The organism is Paracidovorax sp. (genome assembly GCF_057642795.1).
On record NZ_JBXYZY010000001.1, the window covers coordinates 229780 to 247577 of the forward strand.

The 17798-nt window shown below is 66.3% G+C and carries 13 protein-coding genes and 1 tRNA gene; 8 read left to right on the plus strand and 6 right to left on the minus strand.

The genetic code is table 11. From position 1 onward, the window contains the following. Positions 1 to 208 precede the first annotated feature (208 nt). The 5 genes from AC3A84_RS01065 to AC3A84_RS01085 all read left to right on the plus strand — a co-directional run bounded on the left by AC3A84_RS01065 (position 209) and on the right by AC3A84_RS01085 (position 4885). Positions 209 to 1168: an alpha/beta fold hydrolase gene (locus AC3A84_RS01065; protein WP_487967901.1), complete on the plus strand. Its 960-nt coding sequence runs from the start codon at positions 209 to 211 to the stop codon at positions 1166 to 1168. Further along, positions 1165 to 3420: a RelA/SpoT family protein gene (locus AC3A84_RS01070; protein WP_487967902.1), complete on the plus strand. Its 2256-nt coding sequence runs from the start codon at positions 1165 to 1167 to the stop codon at positions 3418 to 3420. Before AC3A84_RS01065 ends, AC3A84_RS01070 begins: the two co-directional genes overlap by 4 nt. Before the next feature lie 68 nt (positions 3421 to 3488). Next, positions 3489 to 3565 (plus strand) — tRNA-Val (locus tag AC3A84_RS01075). A gap of 325 nt (positions 3566 to 3890) precedes the next feature. Continuing rightward, positions 3891 to 4199 (plus strand): hypothetical protein, encoded by a 309-nt coding sequence (locus tag AC3A84_RS01080; protein WP_487967903.1) that lies wholly within the window; start codon positions 3891 to 3893, stop codon positions 4197 to 4199. Between the two features lie 395 nt (positions 4200 to 4594). Then, entirely contained in the window at positions 4595 to 4885 is a 291-nt protein-coding gene (locus tag AC3A84_RS01085) for a hypothetical protein (RefSeq protein WP_487967904.1), read from the plus strand. Between the two features lie 79 nt (positions 4886 to 4964). Here AC3A84_RS01085 and AC3A84_RS01090 read toward each other — a convergent pair whose 3' ends face one another. After that, entirely contained in the window at positions 4965 to 6023 is a 1059-nt protein-coding gene (locus tag AC3A84_RS01090; protein WP_487967905.1) for a patatin-like phospholipase family protein, read from the minus strand. Between the two features lie 129 nt (positions 6024 to 6152). Next, positions 6153 to 7247, minus strand: a complete 1095-nt coding sequence (locus AC3A84_RS01095) for a tartrate dehydrogenase (protein WP_487967906.1) — start codon at positions 7245 to 7247, stop codon at positions 6153 to 6155. Between the two features lie 124 nt (positions 7248 to 7371). Between AC3A84_RS01095 and AC3A84_RS01100 the strand changes: the two genes are divergently transcribed. Continuing rightward, positions 7372 to 8316 carry a LysR substrate-binding domain-containing protein gene (locus tag AC3A84_RS01100; RefSeq protein ID WP_487967907.1) on the plus strand — a complete coding sequence of 315 codons (945 nt, stop codon included), beginning with the start codon at positions 7372 to 7374 and terminating at the stop codon, positions 8314 to 8316. A 98-nt stretch (positions 8317 to 8414) separates the two neighbouring features. Here AC3A84_RS01100 and AC3A84_RS01105 read toward each other — a convergent pair whose 3' ends face one another. Continuing rightward, a complete protein-coding gene (locus AC3A84_RS01105) occupies positions 8415 to 8861 on the minus strand; it encodes a GatB/YqeY domain-containing protein (RefSeq protein WP_487967908.1) in 447 nt (148 codons plus the stop codon). 189 nt (positions 8862 to 9050) lie between these two features. Beyond that, positions 9051 to 9263 (minus strand): 30S ribosomal protein S21, encoded by a 213-nt coding sequence (gene rpsU, locus AC3A84_RS01110; protein WP_007833691.1) that lies wholly within the window; start codon positions 9261 to 9263, stop codon positions 9051 to 9053. A gap of 356 nt (positions 9264 to 9619) precedes the next feature. Between rpsU and AC3A84_RS01115 the strand changes: the two genes are divergently transcribed. Further along, on the plus strand, positions 9620 to 12844 hold the full coding sequence (locus AC3A84_RS01115) for a putative bifunctional diguanylate cyclase/phosphodiesterase (RefSeq protein ID WP_487967909.1): 3225 nt from the start codon (positions 9620 to 9622) through the stop codon (positions 12842 to 12844). 1039 nt (positions 12845 to 13883) lie between these two features. On the opposite strand, the gene AC3A84_RS01120 is transcribed toward AC3A84_RS01115, so the two are convergent. Together AC3A84_RS01120 and AC3A84_RS01125 are read right to left on the minus strand one after the other, a co-directional pair. Then, a complete protein-coding gene (locus AC3A84_RS01120; protein ID WP_487967910.1) occupies positions 13884 to 15308 on the minus strand; it encodes an FAD-binding oxidoreductase in 1425 nt (474 codons plus the stop codon). Positions 15309 to 16027: 719 nt separating this feature from the next. After that, positions 16028 to 16948 (minus strand): LysR family transcriptional regulator, encoded by a 921-nt coding sequence (locus AC3A84_RS01125; protein ID WP_487967911.1) that lies wholly within the window; start codon positions 16946 to 16948, stop codon positions 16028 to 16030. Between the two features lie 142 nt (positions 16949 to 17090). On the opposite strand from AC3A84_RS01125, the gene AC3A84_RS01130 reads away from it, so the two are divergent. Then, positions 17091 to 17798 carry an orotate phosphoribosyltransferase gene (locus AC3A84_RS01130; protein WP_487967912.1) on the plus strand — a complete coding sequence of 236 codons (708 nt, stop codon included), beginning with the start codon at positions 17091 to 17093 and terminating at the stop codon, positions 17796 to 17798.

Sequence of the window (17798 nt, forward strand, 5' to 3'; positions counted from 1 at the left end):
GCCTGTACCGCACCGCAGCTTTCTGAAGTCCCCGCATCGCGGGGTTTTTCTTGTGCGGCAGGATGTGGGGGTTGGGTGTTTCGGCCCAGGCGCCGCATTCGCAAGAAGGGGCGTGCGGGATGAATTAGGATGGCCGTGAAGGATCGGGCAACAGGCCCGACCCGTGATCTGCCGTCTCGCGGCGCGCACAGCAAGTCCCCGTTGTCCCATGACTGAACCCATCCTGCATCACGTCCTCTGCCCCGGGGTCCCCGCTGCGACATTCGAAGCCTCTCGGCTTGCGGAGCAGGCCCCTGCCCACCGCATGGCGTACTGGGAGTGGAACCGTACGGGCAACCCCCGGCACCCGCATGTGGTCGTCTGCGTGCATGGCCTCACCCGCCAGGGGCGCGATTTCGACGTGCTGGCGCGGCGCCTGAGCGCGCATGCCCGCGTGATCTGTCCCGACGTCGTGGGCCGTGGCCGCAGCGACTGGCTGGCCGATGCGGTCGGCTACCAAGTTCCCGTCTATGCGGCCGACATGCTGGCGCTGCTCGCGCAACTGCATGCGCAGGCGCCGATCAGCACGCTGGACTGGGTCGGCACCAGCATGGGCGGGCTGATCGGCATGGCGATCAGCGGTCAGCCCGGCTTGCCGCTGCCGGCGCCGGTTCGGCGGCTCGTGCTCAACGATGTGGGGCCGGTCCTTGAATGGGCGGCGCTGCGCCGCATCGGCAGCTATGTGGGGCAGCCGGTTCATTTCAAGTCGCAGCAGCAGGCGGCCGACGCGCTCTGGGCCATCTCCAGCAGCTTCGGCCCGCACACGCAGGCGCAATGGCTGGAACTGTCACGGCCCATGCTGCGCGCGGACGGGCAGGGCGGCTTCACGCTGCATTACGACCCGTCCATCGCCGTGCCGTTCCGGTCGTTGACCGAAGAGGGTGCGCAGGCCGGCGAGGCGGCGCTCTGGCGGCTCTACGATCAGATCACCGCTCAGGTGTTGCTGCTGCGCGGCGCGCAGTCGGATCTGCTCTCGCCCGCCACGGCGCAAGCCATGGCGCGGCGCGGCCCGCGTGCGCAACTGGTGGAATTCGCTGGTGTGGGGCATGCCCCCACGCTGGTGGCCGAAGATCAGGTGCTGGCGGTGGCCGACTTTCTGTTGCGGAGTGACGGTGAGGTGCCGACATGAAGAGCAGCGTCGTTGGGCAGGCCGTGCCTGGCGCCCAGCCGCAGGGCAGCCGGCCGGAATCCATGCCACAGCTCCTTGCGGCCACGGCGCAAACCTTGCCGGAGCAGGTCGATGCGTTGGCCCGCGCGCGTGCCTTCGCCGAGCCCCTGCTGATTGGCGAAACCCTGGAGACCGGCGAGAACACGTTGGCGCATGCTGATGCGGTGGCCGCCATCCTCAAAAGCATCGGCGGCTCCGAAGCCATGCAGGCGGCCTGCTATCTGGTCCATGCATCGTCGCACCTGAACAAGCCGCAGGAAGTCATCAGCAAGGCCTTCGGCGAAAACTTCGCCACGCTCGCCATCGAGACCACCAAGCTCATGCGCGTGCAGCAGCAGGCCCGCGATGCGCAGGTGGCGGGGACTCTGGTGGACGACCCGGCCGTGCAGACCGAGAACGTTCGCAAGATGCTGCTTGCGTTCTCACGCGACCTGCGGGTGGTCATGCTCCGGCTGGCCTCGCGCCTGCAGACGCTGCGCTACTACGCGGCCTCCAAGCGGCCGGTGTCGCCAGGCATCGCCCGCGAGGCACTGCAGGTCTTCGCGCCGCTGGCCAACCGGCTGGGCATCTGGCAGATGAAGTGGGAACTGGAGGACCTCTCCTTCCGCTTCCTGGAGCCCGATACCTACAAAGAGGTGGCCCGGCTGCTGGACGAAAAGCGCACCGAGCGCGAGCTCTATATGGAGCAGCTGCGTAGCCGCGTTGAATCGGAACTGCGCTCGCGCAGCATCAGCGCCAGCGTGCAGGGTCGGCCCAAGCACATTTACAGCATCGTCAAGAAGATGCGCGGCAAATCGCTCGACTTTGACCAGGTCTTCGACATCCGCGCGCTTCGCGTGGTGGTGCCGTCCGTCAAGGACTGTTATGCGGCGCTCTCGTGGGTGCATCAGCAGTTCAAGCCGATCGAGGCCGAGTTCGATGACTACATCGCCCGGCCCAAGCCCAACGGCTACCAGTCGCTGCATACCGTGGTGCGCGACGATGCCGGCAAGCCGATCGAGATCCAGATCCGTACCCAGGCCATGCACGACCACGCCGAGCACGGGGTGGCGGCGCACTGGGCCTACAAGGAGGCCGGCACCAAAGGCTATGCGGGCGTCACCGCCAGCGGTGAATACGACGCCAAGATCGCCGTGCTGCGGCAGCTGTTGGCCTGGGAGCGCGACTTGGTCGGCTCGGCCAGCCACAGCGGTCTCTTCGAGGATCGTATCTACGTGCTGACCCCGGGGGCCGCCGTGGTCGAGCTGCCCCAGGGGGCCACGCCCGTGGACTTTGCCTATGCCGTGCACACCAGCCTGGGCCATCGTTGCCGCGGTGCCCGCGTGGACGGTGCCATGGTGCCGCTCAACACCACGCTGCAGAACGGGCAGACGGTGGAGATCACCACCGTGAAGGAGGGGCGGCCCTCGCGCGACTGGCTGAATGCGGAGCTCGGCTATCTCACCAGCCATCGGGCGCGCGCCAAGGTGCGCGCCTGGTTCAACGCCCAGGCCACGCACGAAACCGTCGCGCGCGGCCGCGAAGCCGTGGAAAGGCTGCTGCAGCGCGAGGGCCGGACTGCCATGCGGCTGGACGATCTGGCGGTGCAGCTGGGCTTCAAGACGGCCGATGCGCTCTTCGAGGTCGTCGGCAAAGACGAGTTCTCCCTGCGCAGCATCGAGACGCTTCTGCGTCCGCCGCCAGAGCCGGCCATCCAGCCCGAAGACTTCCTTCCGGTGAAGAGGGCGCGTGGCGCTGATGCCAGCGGCAAGGGCGGCGTGCTGGTGGTCGGCATCGACTCACTGATGACGCAACTGGCCAAGTGCTGCAAGCCCGCGCCGCCCGACGCCATCCGTGGCTTCGTGACGCGTGGCAAGGGCGTAAGCGTGCATCGCGCCGACTGCCGCAACTTCCACGAAATGGCCGCGCGCAACGGCGAGCGTGTCATCGAGGTGGAGTGGGGCCCACCCAAGGCGTCGGCCGCACAGACCGCTGGCACCGCCGTGTATCCGGTGGACGTGTCGGTGGAAGCCTCCGACCGCCAGGGCCTGCTGCGCGACATCTCGGACGTCTTCGCCCGCGAGAAGACCAATGTCATCGGCGTGCAGACGCAGTCCGTCAAAGGCACGGCCTGGATGACCTTCACCGTGGAGGTCGCCGATTCGGGCCGCCTCGGCAAGGTGCTGGGTATCGTCGCCACCGTGCCGGGCGTGCGCTCGGCGCGGCGGCGTTGAATCGAAAAAATGCAATTCTTTCGGAGATCCGTTTTTTACTGCTATACTCTCGCTTCTCGAATACACACAGGCGCGTAGCTCAGCTGGTTAGAGCACCACCTTGACATGGTGGGGGTCGTTGGTTCGAGTCCAATCGCGCCTACCAACTAACCATTGGTACCCAAGCCCTCTAGATTAACGGTCTAGGGGGCTTTTTCTTTGTGCCGACCGTGCGGCATGTGTGCCTCCCGCCGTCCGGTGGCGGGCTGTGCAAGTCCTCCTTTCCCCCTCCCGTCCATCTGCGCTCGTTCATGGCCTTGTTGCCGTGGTGCCCAGTCGCGTGTGGCCCGTGCATGCGCATGGGTTGCGCCCGGATGTGTCTTTCCAAGGGGCGGCTAAGGGGCGTGCTGGCCCCGGGACCTTCCGCAACCTCTCTTGCGCAAGGTGCTGAAAATACTGTAAATTTAACCAGTATTTATCAGGAGTCCCTCATGGAAACGACGATCGCTGAATCCCCCTACCGCATCATGCTGTGCGATGTCCCTTCGAGCTTGCCTTGCGAGGCGAGGCTTGCCGCAGAGCGGCGTTATGCCCGCGAACTGGAGCGTGCCCTCGGTGGGCCGTATGAAGTGGTGGCGGCTTGCGAGGTGATCGCATCGTTGGAAGGAGCAGATATGGTTTCCGCGATCGATCAGGCCGTGGCTTTTCGCTGGCAGAGGGCTTCTTCCACCGCACGCGAGCGCGCGCTCTCGCACATCGGCGATGCTGAAGAAGCCTATTTCGACGTGCGGCTGAATTGATCGGCGCGACAGCGTTGTCCTGACGCCAGCCCGGGGCTCGCTTTCGGGCTTTGCGTTGCTGTCTTGCCGTGCGTTGCGGGGCGATGGTCGGCTTCGTGCAATTTGCCAGGCCCCCAAAAAGAAACCCGCCATTGAGGGCGGGTCAACTTGCGAGCTTCGCAAGGGAGGGAGGTGTCGAGGGTGTCGACGTAATGGAGTGTGAACTTGCTTTATCCCCCCGCTCGTAGGACTGCAGGCCGCCGCGGCAGAGGACGGCGCAGTTGCTTTGCAGCGGGCGCAAGTGGTGCAAGGGCATGGCGTCAGCACAGGAACACGTCTGACAGGCCCCAGCTTGGTGTGCGGCTAACTTTGCACACGTGGCTTTAAAAATGTTGCGAACCTTAAGGGAGTTTCCTATGCGCCATCTCTCAGACACCATGGTCTCAGCCGACTCGACAGGCACGCACGGTGCTGCCGCCGATGGCATGGGCGATGTGCGCTTGTTCTGGATTGCAGCAGCTATCGCAGTGGCCGCTGTGGTGGCTGTAGTGGCTTTCAAGATGGAAGGCCGTGAGCTGCGCAGCTCTTTGTTGTCGAGTTTTCCGGTACTGGCTCAGCAGTCTGTCGCTTCTGCGGCCGCTGGCGCCGGAACCCAAAAGATAGCCTTGCGGGCGGATTCGAAGCCGATGGGCGGCGGGGCGCGTTGATCGGGCCCTGCCCGCGTGCCCCTCAGGCGGGGTGGCCCGGCTCGCTGCTGGGTCTTTTGACTTTCCTGTATGGCATCTGTCAGCGCTTGTAGGCCACAGGCGGTGTGCAGGTTTCTTCCAGTCCGGCCATTTCGGCCAGCTTTCTGATCCGTGAGCGCCTTTCCTGGCAAGCGCGATATTGCGTGTCCGCTGCCTGTTGTTGGGCCAGGCGCGCAGCTTCGACGCGCTCTGACTGCAACTGCGCTACCCGTGCCCGGATGCGGGGCATGGCGGCAAGCGCGGCCTTTTCCCCTTCCATGATGGCGTGGGATCGCTGGCTGAAGTCCGCTGCGCCGATGTCCAGCACCTCTGGTCGGATGACGACGTCGGCGCGTGACAGCTCCGCCTGGCCCAGCTTCTGACCCATGATGGCGATCGATTGCCCCACTGTGCCCAGGAGGTCGCCAGGGGCCTTGCCACGCGCCTTACTCGAGATGTCGACCGCGATGACGATGTCAGCTCCCAGCTGTCGGGCTGCATCCACCGGAACGGGGCTGACCACGCCGCCATCCACGAAGTGGTATTTCCCGATGGTCACGGTCTGGAAGACTCCGGGCACGCTGCTGGATGCACGTACGGCCTGACCCGTGTTGCCGCGCGCGAAGACAGTGCGCTCGCCGTCTTCCAACCGCGTGGCGACGGCCACGAAAGGCTTGGAAAGCTTTTCCAGCGGAGCGTTGTGTACCTGCGCGTTCACATAGTCCTCCAGCTTCTGGCCCAGCAATAGGCCGCCCGAAGACAACTGCAGGTCGTGGATCTGCGATTCGTCCAGCGCCACCGCCTTGTCCTGCAGCTCGAAAGGGCTCATGCCGCTGGCGTAGAGCGCTCCCACCACGCTGCCCGCGCTGGTGCCTGCCACCATGGCAGGGGCGAAGCCGTTGGCTTCCAGCATCTTGATGACTCCGATGTGCGCAAAACCCTTGGCGGCGCCACCGCCCAGGGCAATACCGATTTTGACGGGCGGCACGCTGCTGGACGCGGTCTGCGTGGGGGTGATCGCGCCAGCGGCGGAGCGCTGGGTGGGCGTGGTGTTGCTGCAGGCGGCCAGCGCAGCCAGGCTCAGGATGGCAAATGGGCGCAACAAGGCGGTCAGGCGCATGCCGTCAATCCTGCTCTCGTGAAAGAAAACGCAGGAGTTTAGCGAGCCGATTTAAGGCATACGCCGCAGGTGTCTTTGCGGCCATTTGTTGCTTTGCCCGGCAAGGTCGGCTGCCTGGTGGCTGCCGGCTCAGCCTGCAGCCACGGCTTTCGCTACGGCCTCGCCGACCTGAGTGGTACTCGCCGTGCCGCCCAGGTCCGGCGTGCGCGGCCCGCTCTTGATCACCTCCTCGATCGCCGCCACGATGGCGTCGTGCGCCTGGCGCCCCGCGCCCTGGCCCTGCGTGAGGAAGTCCAGCATCAGCGCGCCCGACCAGATCATGGCGATCGGGTTGGCGATGTTCTTGCCGTAGATGTCCGGCGCCGAGCCGTGCACGGGCTCGAACAGACTCGGGAAGTGGCGCTCGGGGTTGAGGTTGGCCGAGGGGGCCAGGCCGATGGTGCCGGTGGTGGCCGGCCCCAGGTCCGAGAGGATGTCGCCGAAGAGGTTGGTGGCGGCCACCACGTCGAAGCGCCCGGGCTCCAACACGAAGCGGGCGGTGAGGATGTCGATGTGCTGCTTGTCCAGCGTCACTTCGGGGTAGTCCTGGGCGACGGCGTCGGCGCGCTGGTCCCACCAGGGCATGCTGATGGCGATGCCGTTGCTCTTGGTCGCGAGGGTCACGTGCTTCCTGGCGCGGCTTTGGGCCAGATCGAAGGCGAACTTCAGCAGCCGCTCGGCGCCCTTGCGCGAATAGACTGATTCCTGGATCACGATCTCGCGGTCGGTGCCCTCGTACATGATGCCGCCCAGAGAGGTGTATTCGCCTTCGGTGTTCTCGCGCACGACGAAGTAGTCGATGTCTCCAGGTTTGCGGCCGGCCAGCGGGCAGGGCACGCCTTCGAATAGGCGCACGGGGCGCAGGTTGATGTACTGCTCGAACTCGCGCCGGAACTTCAACAGCGAACCCCAAAGCGAGACGTGGTCGGGCACAGTGGCCGGCCAGCCCACGGCGCCGAAGTAGATCGCATCGAAGCCCTTGAGCTGCGCCTTCCAGTCGTCCGGCATCATCTGGCCGTGCGCTGCGTAGTAGTCGCAGCTCGCCCAGTCGAATTCGGTGACCTGCAGGTCGATACCGAACCGCTGGGCCGCAGCGCGCAGAACGCGCAGGCCTTCTGGCATGACTTCCTTACCGATGCCGTCCCCGGCGAGAACTGCGATGCGGGTGGTGATAGGTGCTTGCATGATGGTGTCTCCGATGACGTGGGGCCGCCGGCGCCTGAATGCGGAAACCGACGGCATGGCTGCATTGTTGTGCGGCGCCCGCATTCATACAATGGCCTTCCTGTGGTCTCATTGTTCACACATCGTGCATAGATTTCCTGCGACCGACGACCTGCGCGTATTCACCGTGGTGGCGCGCAAATCCAGCTTCGCAGATGCGGCGGTGGAACTGGGTGTGTCGCCGGCTTATGTGAGCAAGCGCATCCGGCTGCTGGAGGAGGACTTGGCCGTCAAGCTGCTGCACCGCACCACGCGCCGCGTGGCGGTGACGGAGGAGGGCGAGCGGGTCTTCCACTGGGCGCAGCGCATCCTGGACGACGTGGACCAGCTGATGCAGGAAGTGGCTGTTACCCGCCGCGAGCCGCGCGGCCTGCTGCGGGTGAGCTGCAGCTTCGGCTTCGGCCGGCGCGTGCTGGCACCAGCGCTCTCCACCCTGGTGGAGCGGCATCCGGCGTTGCAGGTGCGCCTGGAGGTGTTTGACCGGCTGGTGGATGTGGCGGGCGAAGGCTTCGATCTGGACGTGCGGGTGGGCGACGAGATTGCGCCGCACTTGATCGCGCGGCGGCTGGGAAGCAACCACCGCGTGCTCTGTGCGGCGCCCGCCTATCTGGCGCGCCAGGGTGTGCCGCGCACGGTGGCGGATCTTTCCGCTCATGATTGCCTGGTCATCAAGGAGCGCGACCATCCTTTCGGTGTGTGGCGGCTGCGCAGCGGCTCGGCGGAGCATACGGTCAAGGTGCGGGGGCCCTTGTCGGCCAACAACGGCGAGATGGCAGTGCAGTGGGCGGTGGATGGGCGCGGCATCGTGCTGCGCTCGCTGTGGGACGTGGGTGATGAACTGGAATCGGGCCGGCTGCTGCGCGTGCTGCCCGAATGGCAGCAGGAGGCGAATATCTGGGCGGTCTATCCGACGCGGCTGGACCGCTCCGCCAAGGTGCGTGTGTGTGTCGAGTTCCTGGAGGAATACGTCGCCCAGGCCGTGCGCGGCGGAGGGGGGCGGCCAGATGGAGCCGATCGCTCACCGGCGTAGCCACCAAGAAAAATGCCGGCACTCCAGGGATGGAGTACCGGCATCCGGTGTGCGGCTTCTGGCGTTAGGCCAAGCCCGGCGCTGCGGGCTCTGGCGGATCAGTTGGCCAGCGCGGCCTTCACAGCGGCGGACACCTGGCCCATGTCGGCCTTGCCGGCCAGTTGCGTCTTCACCGCACCCATGACCTTGCCCATGTCGCCGGGGCCCGAGGCGCCCAGCTCGGTCACGATGGCCTTGACGGCAGCGGCGACCTCGTCGGCCGACATGCGTTCGGGCAGATAGGCCTGCAGCACGCTCATCTCGGACTTTTCCTTGTCGGCCAGATCCTGACGGCCTGCGCCTTCGAAGGCAGCGATGGAGTCCTTGCGCTGCTTGATGAGCTTGTCCACGATGGCGACGATGGCTGCGTCGTCCAGCGTGATGCGCTCATCGACTTCCTTTTGCTTCATGGCGGCCTGCAGCAGGCGGATGGTGCCCAGGCGCTCGGAGTCCTTGGCGCGCATCGCGGTTTTCATGTCTTCGGTGATCTGGTCCTTGAGGCTCATGGGATGCTTTCTGTCGGTTGGTGGCGGTGGACAGGGTTTGCCCAAAGGCTTTCGATGTGGGCGCAGTGTCGTGCGCTGCAGGCGAAGGCGCGAGCGCGCCGGAAAGCGCTTGGGCAAACCCGATAAACGAAAAAACCCGCGCTCGGCGTCCCTAGCGCGGGTTCTCGGCGGTAAGGCCGGCTGTCTGGATCAGTACAGCTTCTTGGGCAGCTGCATGCTGCGCACGCGCTTGTAGTGGCGCTTGACGGCGGCAGCCTTCTTACGCTTGCGCTCTGCGGTGGGCTTTTCGTAGAACTCACGGGCGCGCAGGTCGGTCAGCAGGCCCAGCTTTTCGATGGTGCGCTTGAAGCGGCGCAGCGCCACGTCGAAGGGTTCGTTCTCTTTAACGCGAATGGTGGTCATTAGCTCAATTTTTCCAAAATGTGCCGGCAGAGGGTTTCCAGGAGATCGGGCCTGAAAGCCATACGCGGCGAAAATTCCCCGTCTATAACTAGTATTGGCCGACGGGGTTTGCCAGCAAAGCCGGAGATTATAGCCGGCTTGCAGGATGCATGGGCTTCAGTCCGCGCGGGGATGGTCCCGTGCTGCCTTCGAGCCTATGGGAAGGCGCCTTTCGGGCGTGCCGGGCTTGGCTCTTGCTTCGCTCTTGAGGCATCCCAAGCAGCGTATCGTCCGCCCAGGGCCTGACTACCTATTTTTTGTTCCAAGGGTCGCTTCACCGCGCTGCCCAACGCGCTTCCCATCGGGGTTTCCATCACATGTCTATCGTGCAACGAGTTTCCCGCTGGCTGGGCCGGCTCAGCGTGGGGCGCAAGCTCATGCTCATCTATTTGCTCGATCTGACGGCGGTGATCTACGTATCGGGCATCCTGATTCACGAAAAATTCCTGGCCATCGATTTCGCACGCAAGGAGATCGTGGGAACGGCCTATGCCTCGGCGGTGCGCGATGTGTTGCTGGAGGCCTTCCTTCATCAAGACGGCGGCCCCCCGACCCTGGTGGTGGAGCGTTTGCAGCGCGTGCGCTTGCAGTACGACGGCCAGCTCAAGACCGCGGACAGCGCGCAGCGTTTCGAGACGCTGCTGCGACCGCCCGAAGGCGATGCGGCGTCTACCGAACCACGCGATGCCGGCCGAGCCCGGCTGCTGAGCGAGGGGCGGGAGTTGATGACCACCGTGGGCAACCAGTCCAATCTCATCCTTGATCCCGATCTGGACAGCTACTACGTGATGTCGCTGATCCTGCTGCGCTTTCCGGAGCTCTTGCAGGTCACTCACGACATCGCCGGCTTCATGGGGGAGCCCGAGCGGCCTGGCCCGGCGGCGCATCGCGCGGCGGAACTGCTCACCCTCGCGGGCCGGCTGGACGCGGTGATGGTCGGCATTGATTCGGACTACAACCAGGCTTTTATCGCCGGCTCGCCTGCCTTGCGCTCTGCGCTGGCTCAGCATCGACAGGCGCTGGCCGCTGCGGGTGCCGACTTCCAGGCGCTGCTGCAAGCCATCGCGCAGGGCGATACGCATGCGGCCCAGGCGGAGCTGCCCGACCGCCAGCGCTCCCTGCTGGCCAATCTGCAGGTGGCCTGGGAGCAGGGAACGCTGCAGCTGGACGGGCTGCTTCAGACGCGCGTGCATGACCTGTTTGCCCGGATGTGGCTGCACATGGGCACGGCCCTGGTGCTGCTGGGCTGCATCCTGAGCGTGGTCACGCTGGTGGCTCGGCAGATCGCCAAGCCGCTGCAGCAGCTATCCCGCGTGGCCGACGAGGTGCGCCGGACCGGCGACCACAGCCTGCGCGCAAACTGGAGCAGCAGCGACGAGATAGGCCGTCTGGTGACAGCCTTCAACAGCATGCTGGCGCAGCTGGACCGCGAGCGCCTGCTGCAGCAGGAGCTGGCCGCCAGCGCCCGTGCCGCCGAGGCGCAGCGCGAGCTGGTGGAGGCCTTTCCGATCCCGATGGTGGTGACCTCGGTTCCCGAGCACGAGGTACTGCACGCCAACGAGCCAGCCATGCCCTGGCTCAACGGCACGATGCGCGACCCATGGCGCCGCGGCATGGACCCGGGTGTGCGCGCCCGGTTCTTTCAGCGCTTGGCGGACCAAGGCGTGGTCGATGAGTTCGAGGTGCGCTGGAAGGGCAGTGCCGAGCCGCTCTGGGCCGTGCTGTCGGCGCGCAGACTGCAATTCCAGGGGCGCGAGGCGATGCTGACGGCCTTCACTCCGATCAACGTGCTGAAGTTGATGGAGCAGCGCCTGGAGCTCTGGGCCAAGGTGTTCGAAGCCTCCTCCGAGGGCATCATCATCATGTCGGCCGACCAGCGCATCCTGAGCGTGAACCATGCCTTATGCCGCAGCACGCACCACGACTTCTACGAACTGCTCGGCGAAGACCTCGCTTTCTTGCTTGAGGACGCGGGCGACCCACCCCTTGGTGCCGTCATAGCCCGCACGCTGCAGGACAAGGAATCCTGGCAGGGTGAGGTGAGTCTGCGCCGCCGCTCTGGCGAAACTTACCCGGCCTGGCTGATGGTGTCGGCCGTGCGCGAGGGGGGCAAGGGCGGGGTGGTCACCAACCACATCGGCATCGCCATCGACATTACCGACCGCAAGCGCAACGAGGAACGCATCGAGTTCCTCGCGCACCATGACGTGCTGACCGAGCTGCCCAACCGCTCGCTGTGCGTGCAGCGGCTGCAGGCCGCGCTGGCGCAGGCCAGCGCCAGCGCGGAGCGTGTGGCCGTGCTCTTCATCGACCTCGACCGCTTCAAGGCCATCAACGACACGCTGGGCCATCACATCGGCGACGGATTGCTGCGCTCCGTGGCCGGGCGGCTGGCGCAGGCCACGCGCCATGGGGATACGGTGAGCCGGCTGGGTGGTGATGAATTCGTCATCATCATGCGAGACGTGGAAGGGCCGGCGGACGTGCTGCAAACCGTGGAGCACCGTCTGATCCCGCTGATCCGCCAGAGCCATATGGTGGAGGAGCACGAACTCAACGTGTCGTGCAGCGTAGGCATTGCCGTCTTTCCGGAAGATGGCGCCGATCTGGATGAACTCATGCGCCGAGCCGATGCGGCCATGTATGAAGCCAAGACCGCCGGCCGCGACATGGCGCACCTCTATTCGCTGGAGACCGACCAGCGCGTGCAGGCGCGGCAGGCCATGGAGCAGTCGCTGAGGCGAGCGCTGGATCGCCGGGAGTTCGCTCTGCACTACCAGCCCCGTATGTCGACCCGGACGTGCCAGCCCACCGGCCTGGAGGCGCTCCTGCGTTGGCGCCACCCGTCGCTCGGCGAGGTGCTGCCAGGCGAGTTCATTCCCATCGCGGAAGAAGCGGGGCTGATCCGGCCCATCGGCGCGTGGGTGCTGGACCAGGCCTGCGCGCAGTGGGCGCTCTGGCACGCCTCTGGGGCCCAAGGCGGGCTTGCCGGCTTGCCGGTGTCGGTGAATCTCTCGGCCGAGCAGCTAGCCGACCCGCAACTGGTGCCCGACATCGCGGCGCTGCTGGCGCGACATGGCATGCCTGCCGACCGCCTCGAACTGGAAATCACCGAATCTCAGCTGATGGACCACGCGGGCTTGGCGCAGGGGCAGCTCGCGGCACTCAAGCAGTTGGGCGTGCAACTGTCCATCGACGATTTCGGCACGGGCTATTCGAGCCTGGCCTACCTGAAGCGCTTCGCGATCGACAAGCTGAAGGTGGACAAGTCCTTCATCCGCGACATGCTCGCGAGTCCGGCCGACATGGCGATCACCCGCGCCATCATTGGTCTGGGACATACGCTGGGGTTGCAAGTGGTGGCAGAGGGCGTGGAAGACGAGGCCACGCGGGGCATGCTGGAGTCCCTTGAATGCGACGAGGTGCAAGGCTATCTTTTCAGCTGCGCGCTGCCGCCCGATGCGTTGCAACGCTGGATTGCAGACGCGCCTGCGAGGCCGCCGCAGCCTGCCCGTTGCGCAGAATCGACGGAGCAAGCCTGACGGCCATGCTTGCTCGCGATGCGGAACTGAGAGCCCGTTCAATCCCCCTGAAGGTGAGCGGCGCTCGGGGAACGAAAAGAGCGCTGGCGGAGATCATCAGGAGCCCGCCGTTCGAGATCCTCACGCCCGCTGCGGGACGGGGGCGCAAGGTGGATGGACATGGGGTGCGTTATGCACTCCCTTATGGAAGCAGGCCGTTCGCAACAGGTTCTGGGCACCCCCCCTGGGTGGGGATATGGTGGCATTGACGGCGCGATCTCCCTTCCGGCAAAGGAGGGGCCGTGACGTGGCGCACGGGTGCGGCTTCGCCCGCGCAGTGAACTTTTCGCGCATACACTGGGTTGCATCACCACAATGGAGTCCGCCCTCATGAAATCCCTGATCGCACTGGTTCTGCTGGCATCGTCCGTCGCCGGCTGCGCGGTATATACCCCGTCTGGTTCTGTCGTCGTCGACCCTGCCGGCCCCCAAGGCTCCGGGGGCGGAAAGTTCTGCCCTCCGGGCCAAGCCAAAAAAGGCAATTGCTGAGCGGAGATGCCCTGCCCGCGCTTCGTGCGGGCGTTTGTTCGTCCAGCCCGGGCGTCGGACCTCTCCCCTCCGGCAGCCCGATATGCGGGCTTCAGGAGTCCGCTGGGTTGAAGGCGGCTTTTTGATGGGCTAGCCTGGGCCGACCTGCGGCCTGGGGCGCGGCGGATCACCGAACGACCGCCGCCCTCGCGGCCGGGCCGCTGCGAGACTCGATACGCGCTCACCAGCAAGAGCCACGAAACCGAGACGTGTCGGTGGCGACTCCGGCCCGACGGAGTGGCGCAGGCAAACGGCCCCTTCGTTTGCTGGGATGCTCACGCCGACCGGGATGCGCCATTTGCTTTTGCATGCGCAGTGCCCCCCGCCATGGGATGCGGCAGGCGTTAGCCACGCATCTGCCGCAGGTGGGAAGATTGGCTGGGCGCAGCCCTCGCTGAACAAAGTCCAGCCGCCGCGCAGTGCTTGATTTTCGGGTGCTTTCTGCTCTCTAAATGATAGCGAATCCGGTCTATCAGAGCACAAATATCTTTCCGGGATTCAAGATGTTCTGCGGGTCCAGGGCCTGCTTGATCGCGCGCATCATGGCCACGGCGCCGGGGCCGGTTTCGTCAAGCAGGAAGCCCATCTTGTGGATGCCCACCCCGTGTTCGCCGGTGCAGGTGCCGCCCATGGACAGGGCACGGGCGACCAGCTGGTGGTTCAGGGCTTCGGCGGTCTGGCGTTCGGCGGGGCTGTCCGGGTCGATTAGGTAGCCGAAGTGGAAGTTGCCGTCGCCCACGTGGCCGACGAGGAAGTAGGGGATGCCGCTGGCGTCGGCCTCGGCCACGGAGTCCAGCAGGCAGTCGGCCAGGCGGCTGATGGGCACGCAGGTGTCGGTGCTGATGGCGCGGCAGCCGGGGCGGCTCTGCACGGCAGCGAAGTAGGCGTTGTGCCGCGCGGTCCACAGGCGCGTGCGCTCCTCGGGCGTGGTGGCCCATTCGAAGGCGTTGCCATTCCACTCTTGCGCGAGGGATTGCACGGTCTCGGCCTGTTCCTGCACGCCGGCGGGGGAGCCGTGGAATTCCATGAGCAGCATGGGCTCTTCGCGCAGGCCCAGCTTGCTATGGGCGTTGACCATGCGCACGGTGTTGGCGTCGATCAGCTCCACGCGGGCAATGGGCACGCCCAGCTGGATGGTCTGGATGACGGTGCGCACGGCGGCCTCGATGCTCGGGAAGGAGCAGATGGCGGCGCTCACGGCTTCGGGCAGGGGATAGAGGCGCAGCGTGACTTCGGTGATGACGCCCAGCGTGCCTTCGCTACCCACCAGCAGGCGGGTCAGGTCGTAGCCGGCGGCGCTCTTCTTGGCGCGGGTGCCGGTGCGGATGGCCTCGCCCGCAGCCGTGACCACTTCCAGCGCCAGCACGTTCTCGCGCATGGTGCCGTAGCGCACGGCGTTGGTGCCGCTGGCGCGCGTGGCGGCCATGCCGCCGATGCTGGCGTCCGCGCCCGGGTCGATGGGGAAGAACAGGCCCGTGTCCTTGATGGCTTCGTTCAGCTGCTTGCGGGTGATGCCGGGCTGCACGGTGACGGTGAGGTCGTCGGCATCTACGCGCAGCAGGCGGTTCATGCGCGAGACGTCGATGCTGATGCCGCCCTGGATGGCGAGCAGGTGGCCTTCGAGCGACGAGCCCGCGCCGTAGGGGATCACGGGCACGCCGTGTTGCGCGGCCAGGCGCACGGCATCCATCACATCCTGCGTGCTTTCGGCGAACACCACGGCCGAGGGCGGCGGCGCCTGGATCGAGCCTTCGTCGCGGCCGTGCTGCTCGCGAACGGCCTGAGCCTGCGAACACTGGCTGCCGAACCGGTCCTGCAGCGCCTGCAAAAAGGCCGGAGGCACCGGGCGCAGGTGGAACGTGGGCAGCAGGTGGGCGGTGGTGGTGGGGGCGTTCATGGCATGTGTCTCCGGGCAGCCGGGGGGGCTCTGGGGATTGTAGGCAGCGGATCGGGACGCTGCACCAGCGATGGCGAGGCCAGGAAAAAGGCCCGCCGCCCCCGGTGGAGGACGGCGGGCCGCAGGCCATGAAGTTTCAGTCAGTGAGGAATGAATGAGCGAGTGAGAAGAGGAAGTGTGCGATCTTCAGCGTTGGCGTCCTCCTGTTCTGGCGGAGCGATCCGCCCGGGTGGTTTCGGCAAGGGTTGCGCCACCCAATGCGGCGCGGGTTGCAGGACTGCTGGAGGTCGATGAAGACGTAGACAGCCTGGCTGAACTGGCCGGCGTGGGGCTTTGCGCCTGCGCTGTCACGCCGCCTACCGCGATGGCTGCGAACAGCATCACGCTGCGGGCATCGAACGGAAAAGACCTTCCTGACGGGGATCGGGGCATGGGGTCTGGCTCCTCGAATTGCGTTGAACAGGCCTCTATTGCACCGTGCCGTGGCGCTGCCAGCCAGCACTTTTGCCAGCCGTTGCCCGGTCACACAATCGGTTGGACCGTGTAACGCAAAAGCGCCGTCACGGCGTGGATTCAGGAGAAATCGCGCTAGGGGAAACCCACAGACACACATCGCCACAAGCGCATGGGCATGGGCATGGGCATGGGCATGGGCATGGGCATGGGCATGCAGCGTCCTGCTGCGGCGCGGCGCGATGGCCGGCGATGCCTCGCGGTCCTCACGCCAGCGGCGTGACGTGGTCGGCGAAGCGTTGGGCCGACGCGGGCAGGTCGGCGAAGCTGCGGGCGTACAGGTTGAGTTCGCGGTCGGCCCAGGCGTCGGTGAGCGCCACGGCGCGCAGCGTGGTCGCCTCGCCGAGCGCGCGGAAGGCGCCGGCCGGCATCACGCCCAGGCCCAGGCCGCTTTCGACCATGCGGCACATCGCGCTCAGGCTGTCTACTTCCATGCGGCGGCCCAGCACGCGGCGCGTGGCACGCGCCTCCTGCGCCAGCGCCTGCTGCACGGTGCTGCTGTCGCGCAGGCCGATCTGCGGGTAGGCCAGCGCGCGTTCGTAGGCCACCTTGCGCAGGCGTGCCAGCGCGTGGCCGCGCGGCACTACCAGCACCAACTGCTCGCGCCGGTAGGGGCGGGCCTGCAGGCCCAGCACTTCTTCGCTGGCGCCGCAGATGCCGATGTCGGCCGTGCCCTCGCGCACAGCCTGTGCTACCGCGCGGCTGGCTGCCTGGCGCAGGTCGATGCGGATGTCCGGGTGGCGCTGCATGAAACCGGCGATCTCGGCCGGCAGGAATTGCTCCACCACCGACGCGCTGGCGCACACCGTGACGTGCCCGCGCACGCCCTGGGCGAAATCGCCCAGATCTGCATGCAGGTGCTCCACCGCCACCAGGATGGCGTGCGCGTGCAGCAGCAGTTGCTGGCCTGCAGGCGTGGGCCGCGCGCCGCGCGCATGGCGTGTCAGCAGCGGGGCCTGGGCCAGCGCTTCCAGCTCGGCGATGCGCTTGCTCACTGCGGACGCAGCCATCTGCCCGCGTTCGGCTGCCCGCGCGATGCTGCCGGTGTCGCAGACCAGCATGAAGAGGTCGAGCGATCCCAGGTCGAGCTGGCGCAGGAAGTTGCGGGGAGAGAGCAGGCGGGACATGGACGCAGTGGGGGGCTGATGCGGGGGAATGGGCGAAGTCGGCAAGCCATCGCGGTTGGGAACGGCTGCCGGAGATTTTTGCACTTCTCTGCTGAGGGGCTGCGGCCTAGGATGGGTCGCTTGGCTTTTGGCACGCTTAGCAATGATCTTCTCTTCCCAGGATGCCGCGCGCATGGCGCTGGCACTCGTCGCCACTGATGCGGTACGCATCGCCGGCGACACGCCTTTCTTCTATACCTCGGGCTGGGCCAGCCCGGTCTATGTGGACCCGCACGCGCTGCTGTCCGATGTGGCCTGGCGCACCGAGCTGATGGATGCGGCTGCTCGCGCCGTGGCGCCGCTGGTGGGGCAGCGAGGCATTTGCGCCGTGGTCGGGGCAGAGAGTTCCGGCATCGCCTTCGCCGCGTGGCTGGCCGATCGGCTCGGCCTGCCCATGCTCTATTTGCGCAAGCGCCCCATCGGCTGGGGTGTGCAGGCCCAGTTGCAGGGGCGTCTGCCGCGCCGCAACGACGGGCTGCCGGCACGTGTGCTGCTGGTGGACGATGTGACCACCGATGGCCGCTCCAAGATGGCTGCGGCGCAGGCGCTGCGCCAGCTGGGCGTGGATGCGGGCGACGCACTGGTGCTGTTCGACTACGCCATCTATCCCGACACGCCGCAGCGTCTGGCGCAGCAGCAATTGAAGCTGCACGCGCTAGGCTCGTGGGCGCAACTGCATGTAGCGCTGCTGGAAGCAGGGCGCCTGAGTGCCGCGCAGGCGCAGACGCTGGCGGAGTTCACCGCTTCGCCCGCGCAGTGGTCCCTGGCGCACGGCGGCACGGGCGAAAGCCCCGCGGGAGTGACGGCATGA

Excerpts from the sequence above, each read along its gene's own strand:
- rpsU (WP_007833691.1), bottom strand. The coding sequence starts at position 9,263 with ATGACCACCATTCGCGTTAAAGAGAACGAACCCTTCGACGTGGCGCTG.
- AC3A84_RS01070 (WP_487967902.1), top strand. The coding sequence starts at position 1,165 with ATGAAGAGCAGCGTCGTTGGGCAGGCCGTGCCTGGCGCCCAGCCGCAG.
- AC3A84_RS01065 (WP_487967901.1), top strand. The coding sequence starts at position 209 with ATGACTGAACCCATCCTGCATCACGTCCTCTGCCCCGGGGTCCCCGCT.
- AC3A84_RS01130 (WP_487967912.1), top strand. The coding sequence starts at position 17,091 with ATGATCTTCTCTTCCCAGGATGCCGCGCGCATGGCGCTGGCACTCGTC.
- AC3A84_RS01105 (WP_487967908.1), bottom strand. The coding sequence starts at position 8,861 with ATGAGCCTCAAGGACCAGATCACCGAAGACATGAAAACCGCGATGCGC.
- AC3A84_RS01085 (WP_487967904.1), top strand. The coding sequence starts at position 4,595 with ATGCGCCATCTCTCAGACACCATGGTCTCAGCCGACTCGACAGGCACG.
- AC3A84_RS01090 (WP_487967905.1), bottom strand. The coding sequence starts at position 6,023 with ATGCGCCTGACCGCCTTGTTGCGCCCATTTGCCATCCTGAGCCTGGCT.
- AC3A84_RS01125 (WP_487967911.1), bottom strand. The coding sequence starts at position 16,948 with ATGTCCCGCCTGCTCTCTCCCCGCAACTTCCTGCGCCAGCTCGACCTG.
- AC3A84_RS01080 (WP_487967903.1), top strand. The coding sequence starts at position 3,891 with ATGGAAACGACGATCGCTGAATCCCCCTACCGCATCATGCTGTGCGAT.
- AC3A84_RS01115 (WP_487967909.1), top strand. The coding sequence starts at position 9,620 with ATGTCTATCGTGCAACGAGTTTCCCGCTGGCTGGGCCGGCTCAGCGTG.
- AC3A84_RS01095 (WP_487967906.1), bottom strand. The coding sequence starts at position 7,247 with ATGCAAGCACCTATCACCACCCGCATCGCAGTTCTCGCCGGGGACGGC.
- AC3A84_RS01120 (WP_487967910.1), bottom strand. The coding sequence starts at position 15,308 with ATGAACGCCCCCACCACCACCGCCCACCTGCTGCCCACGTTCCACCTG.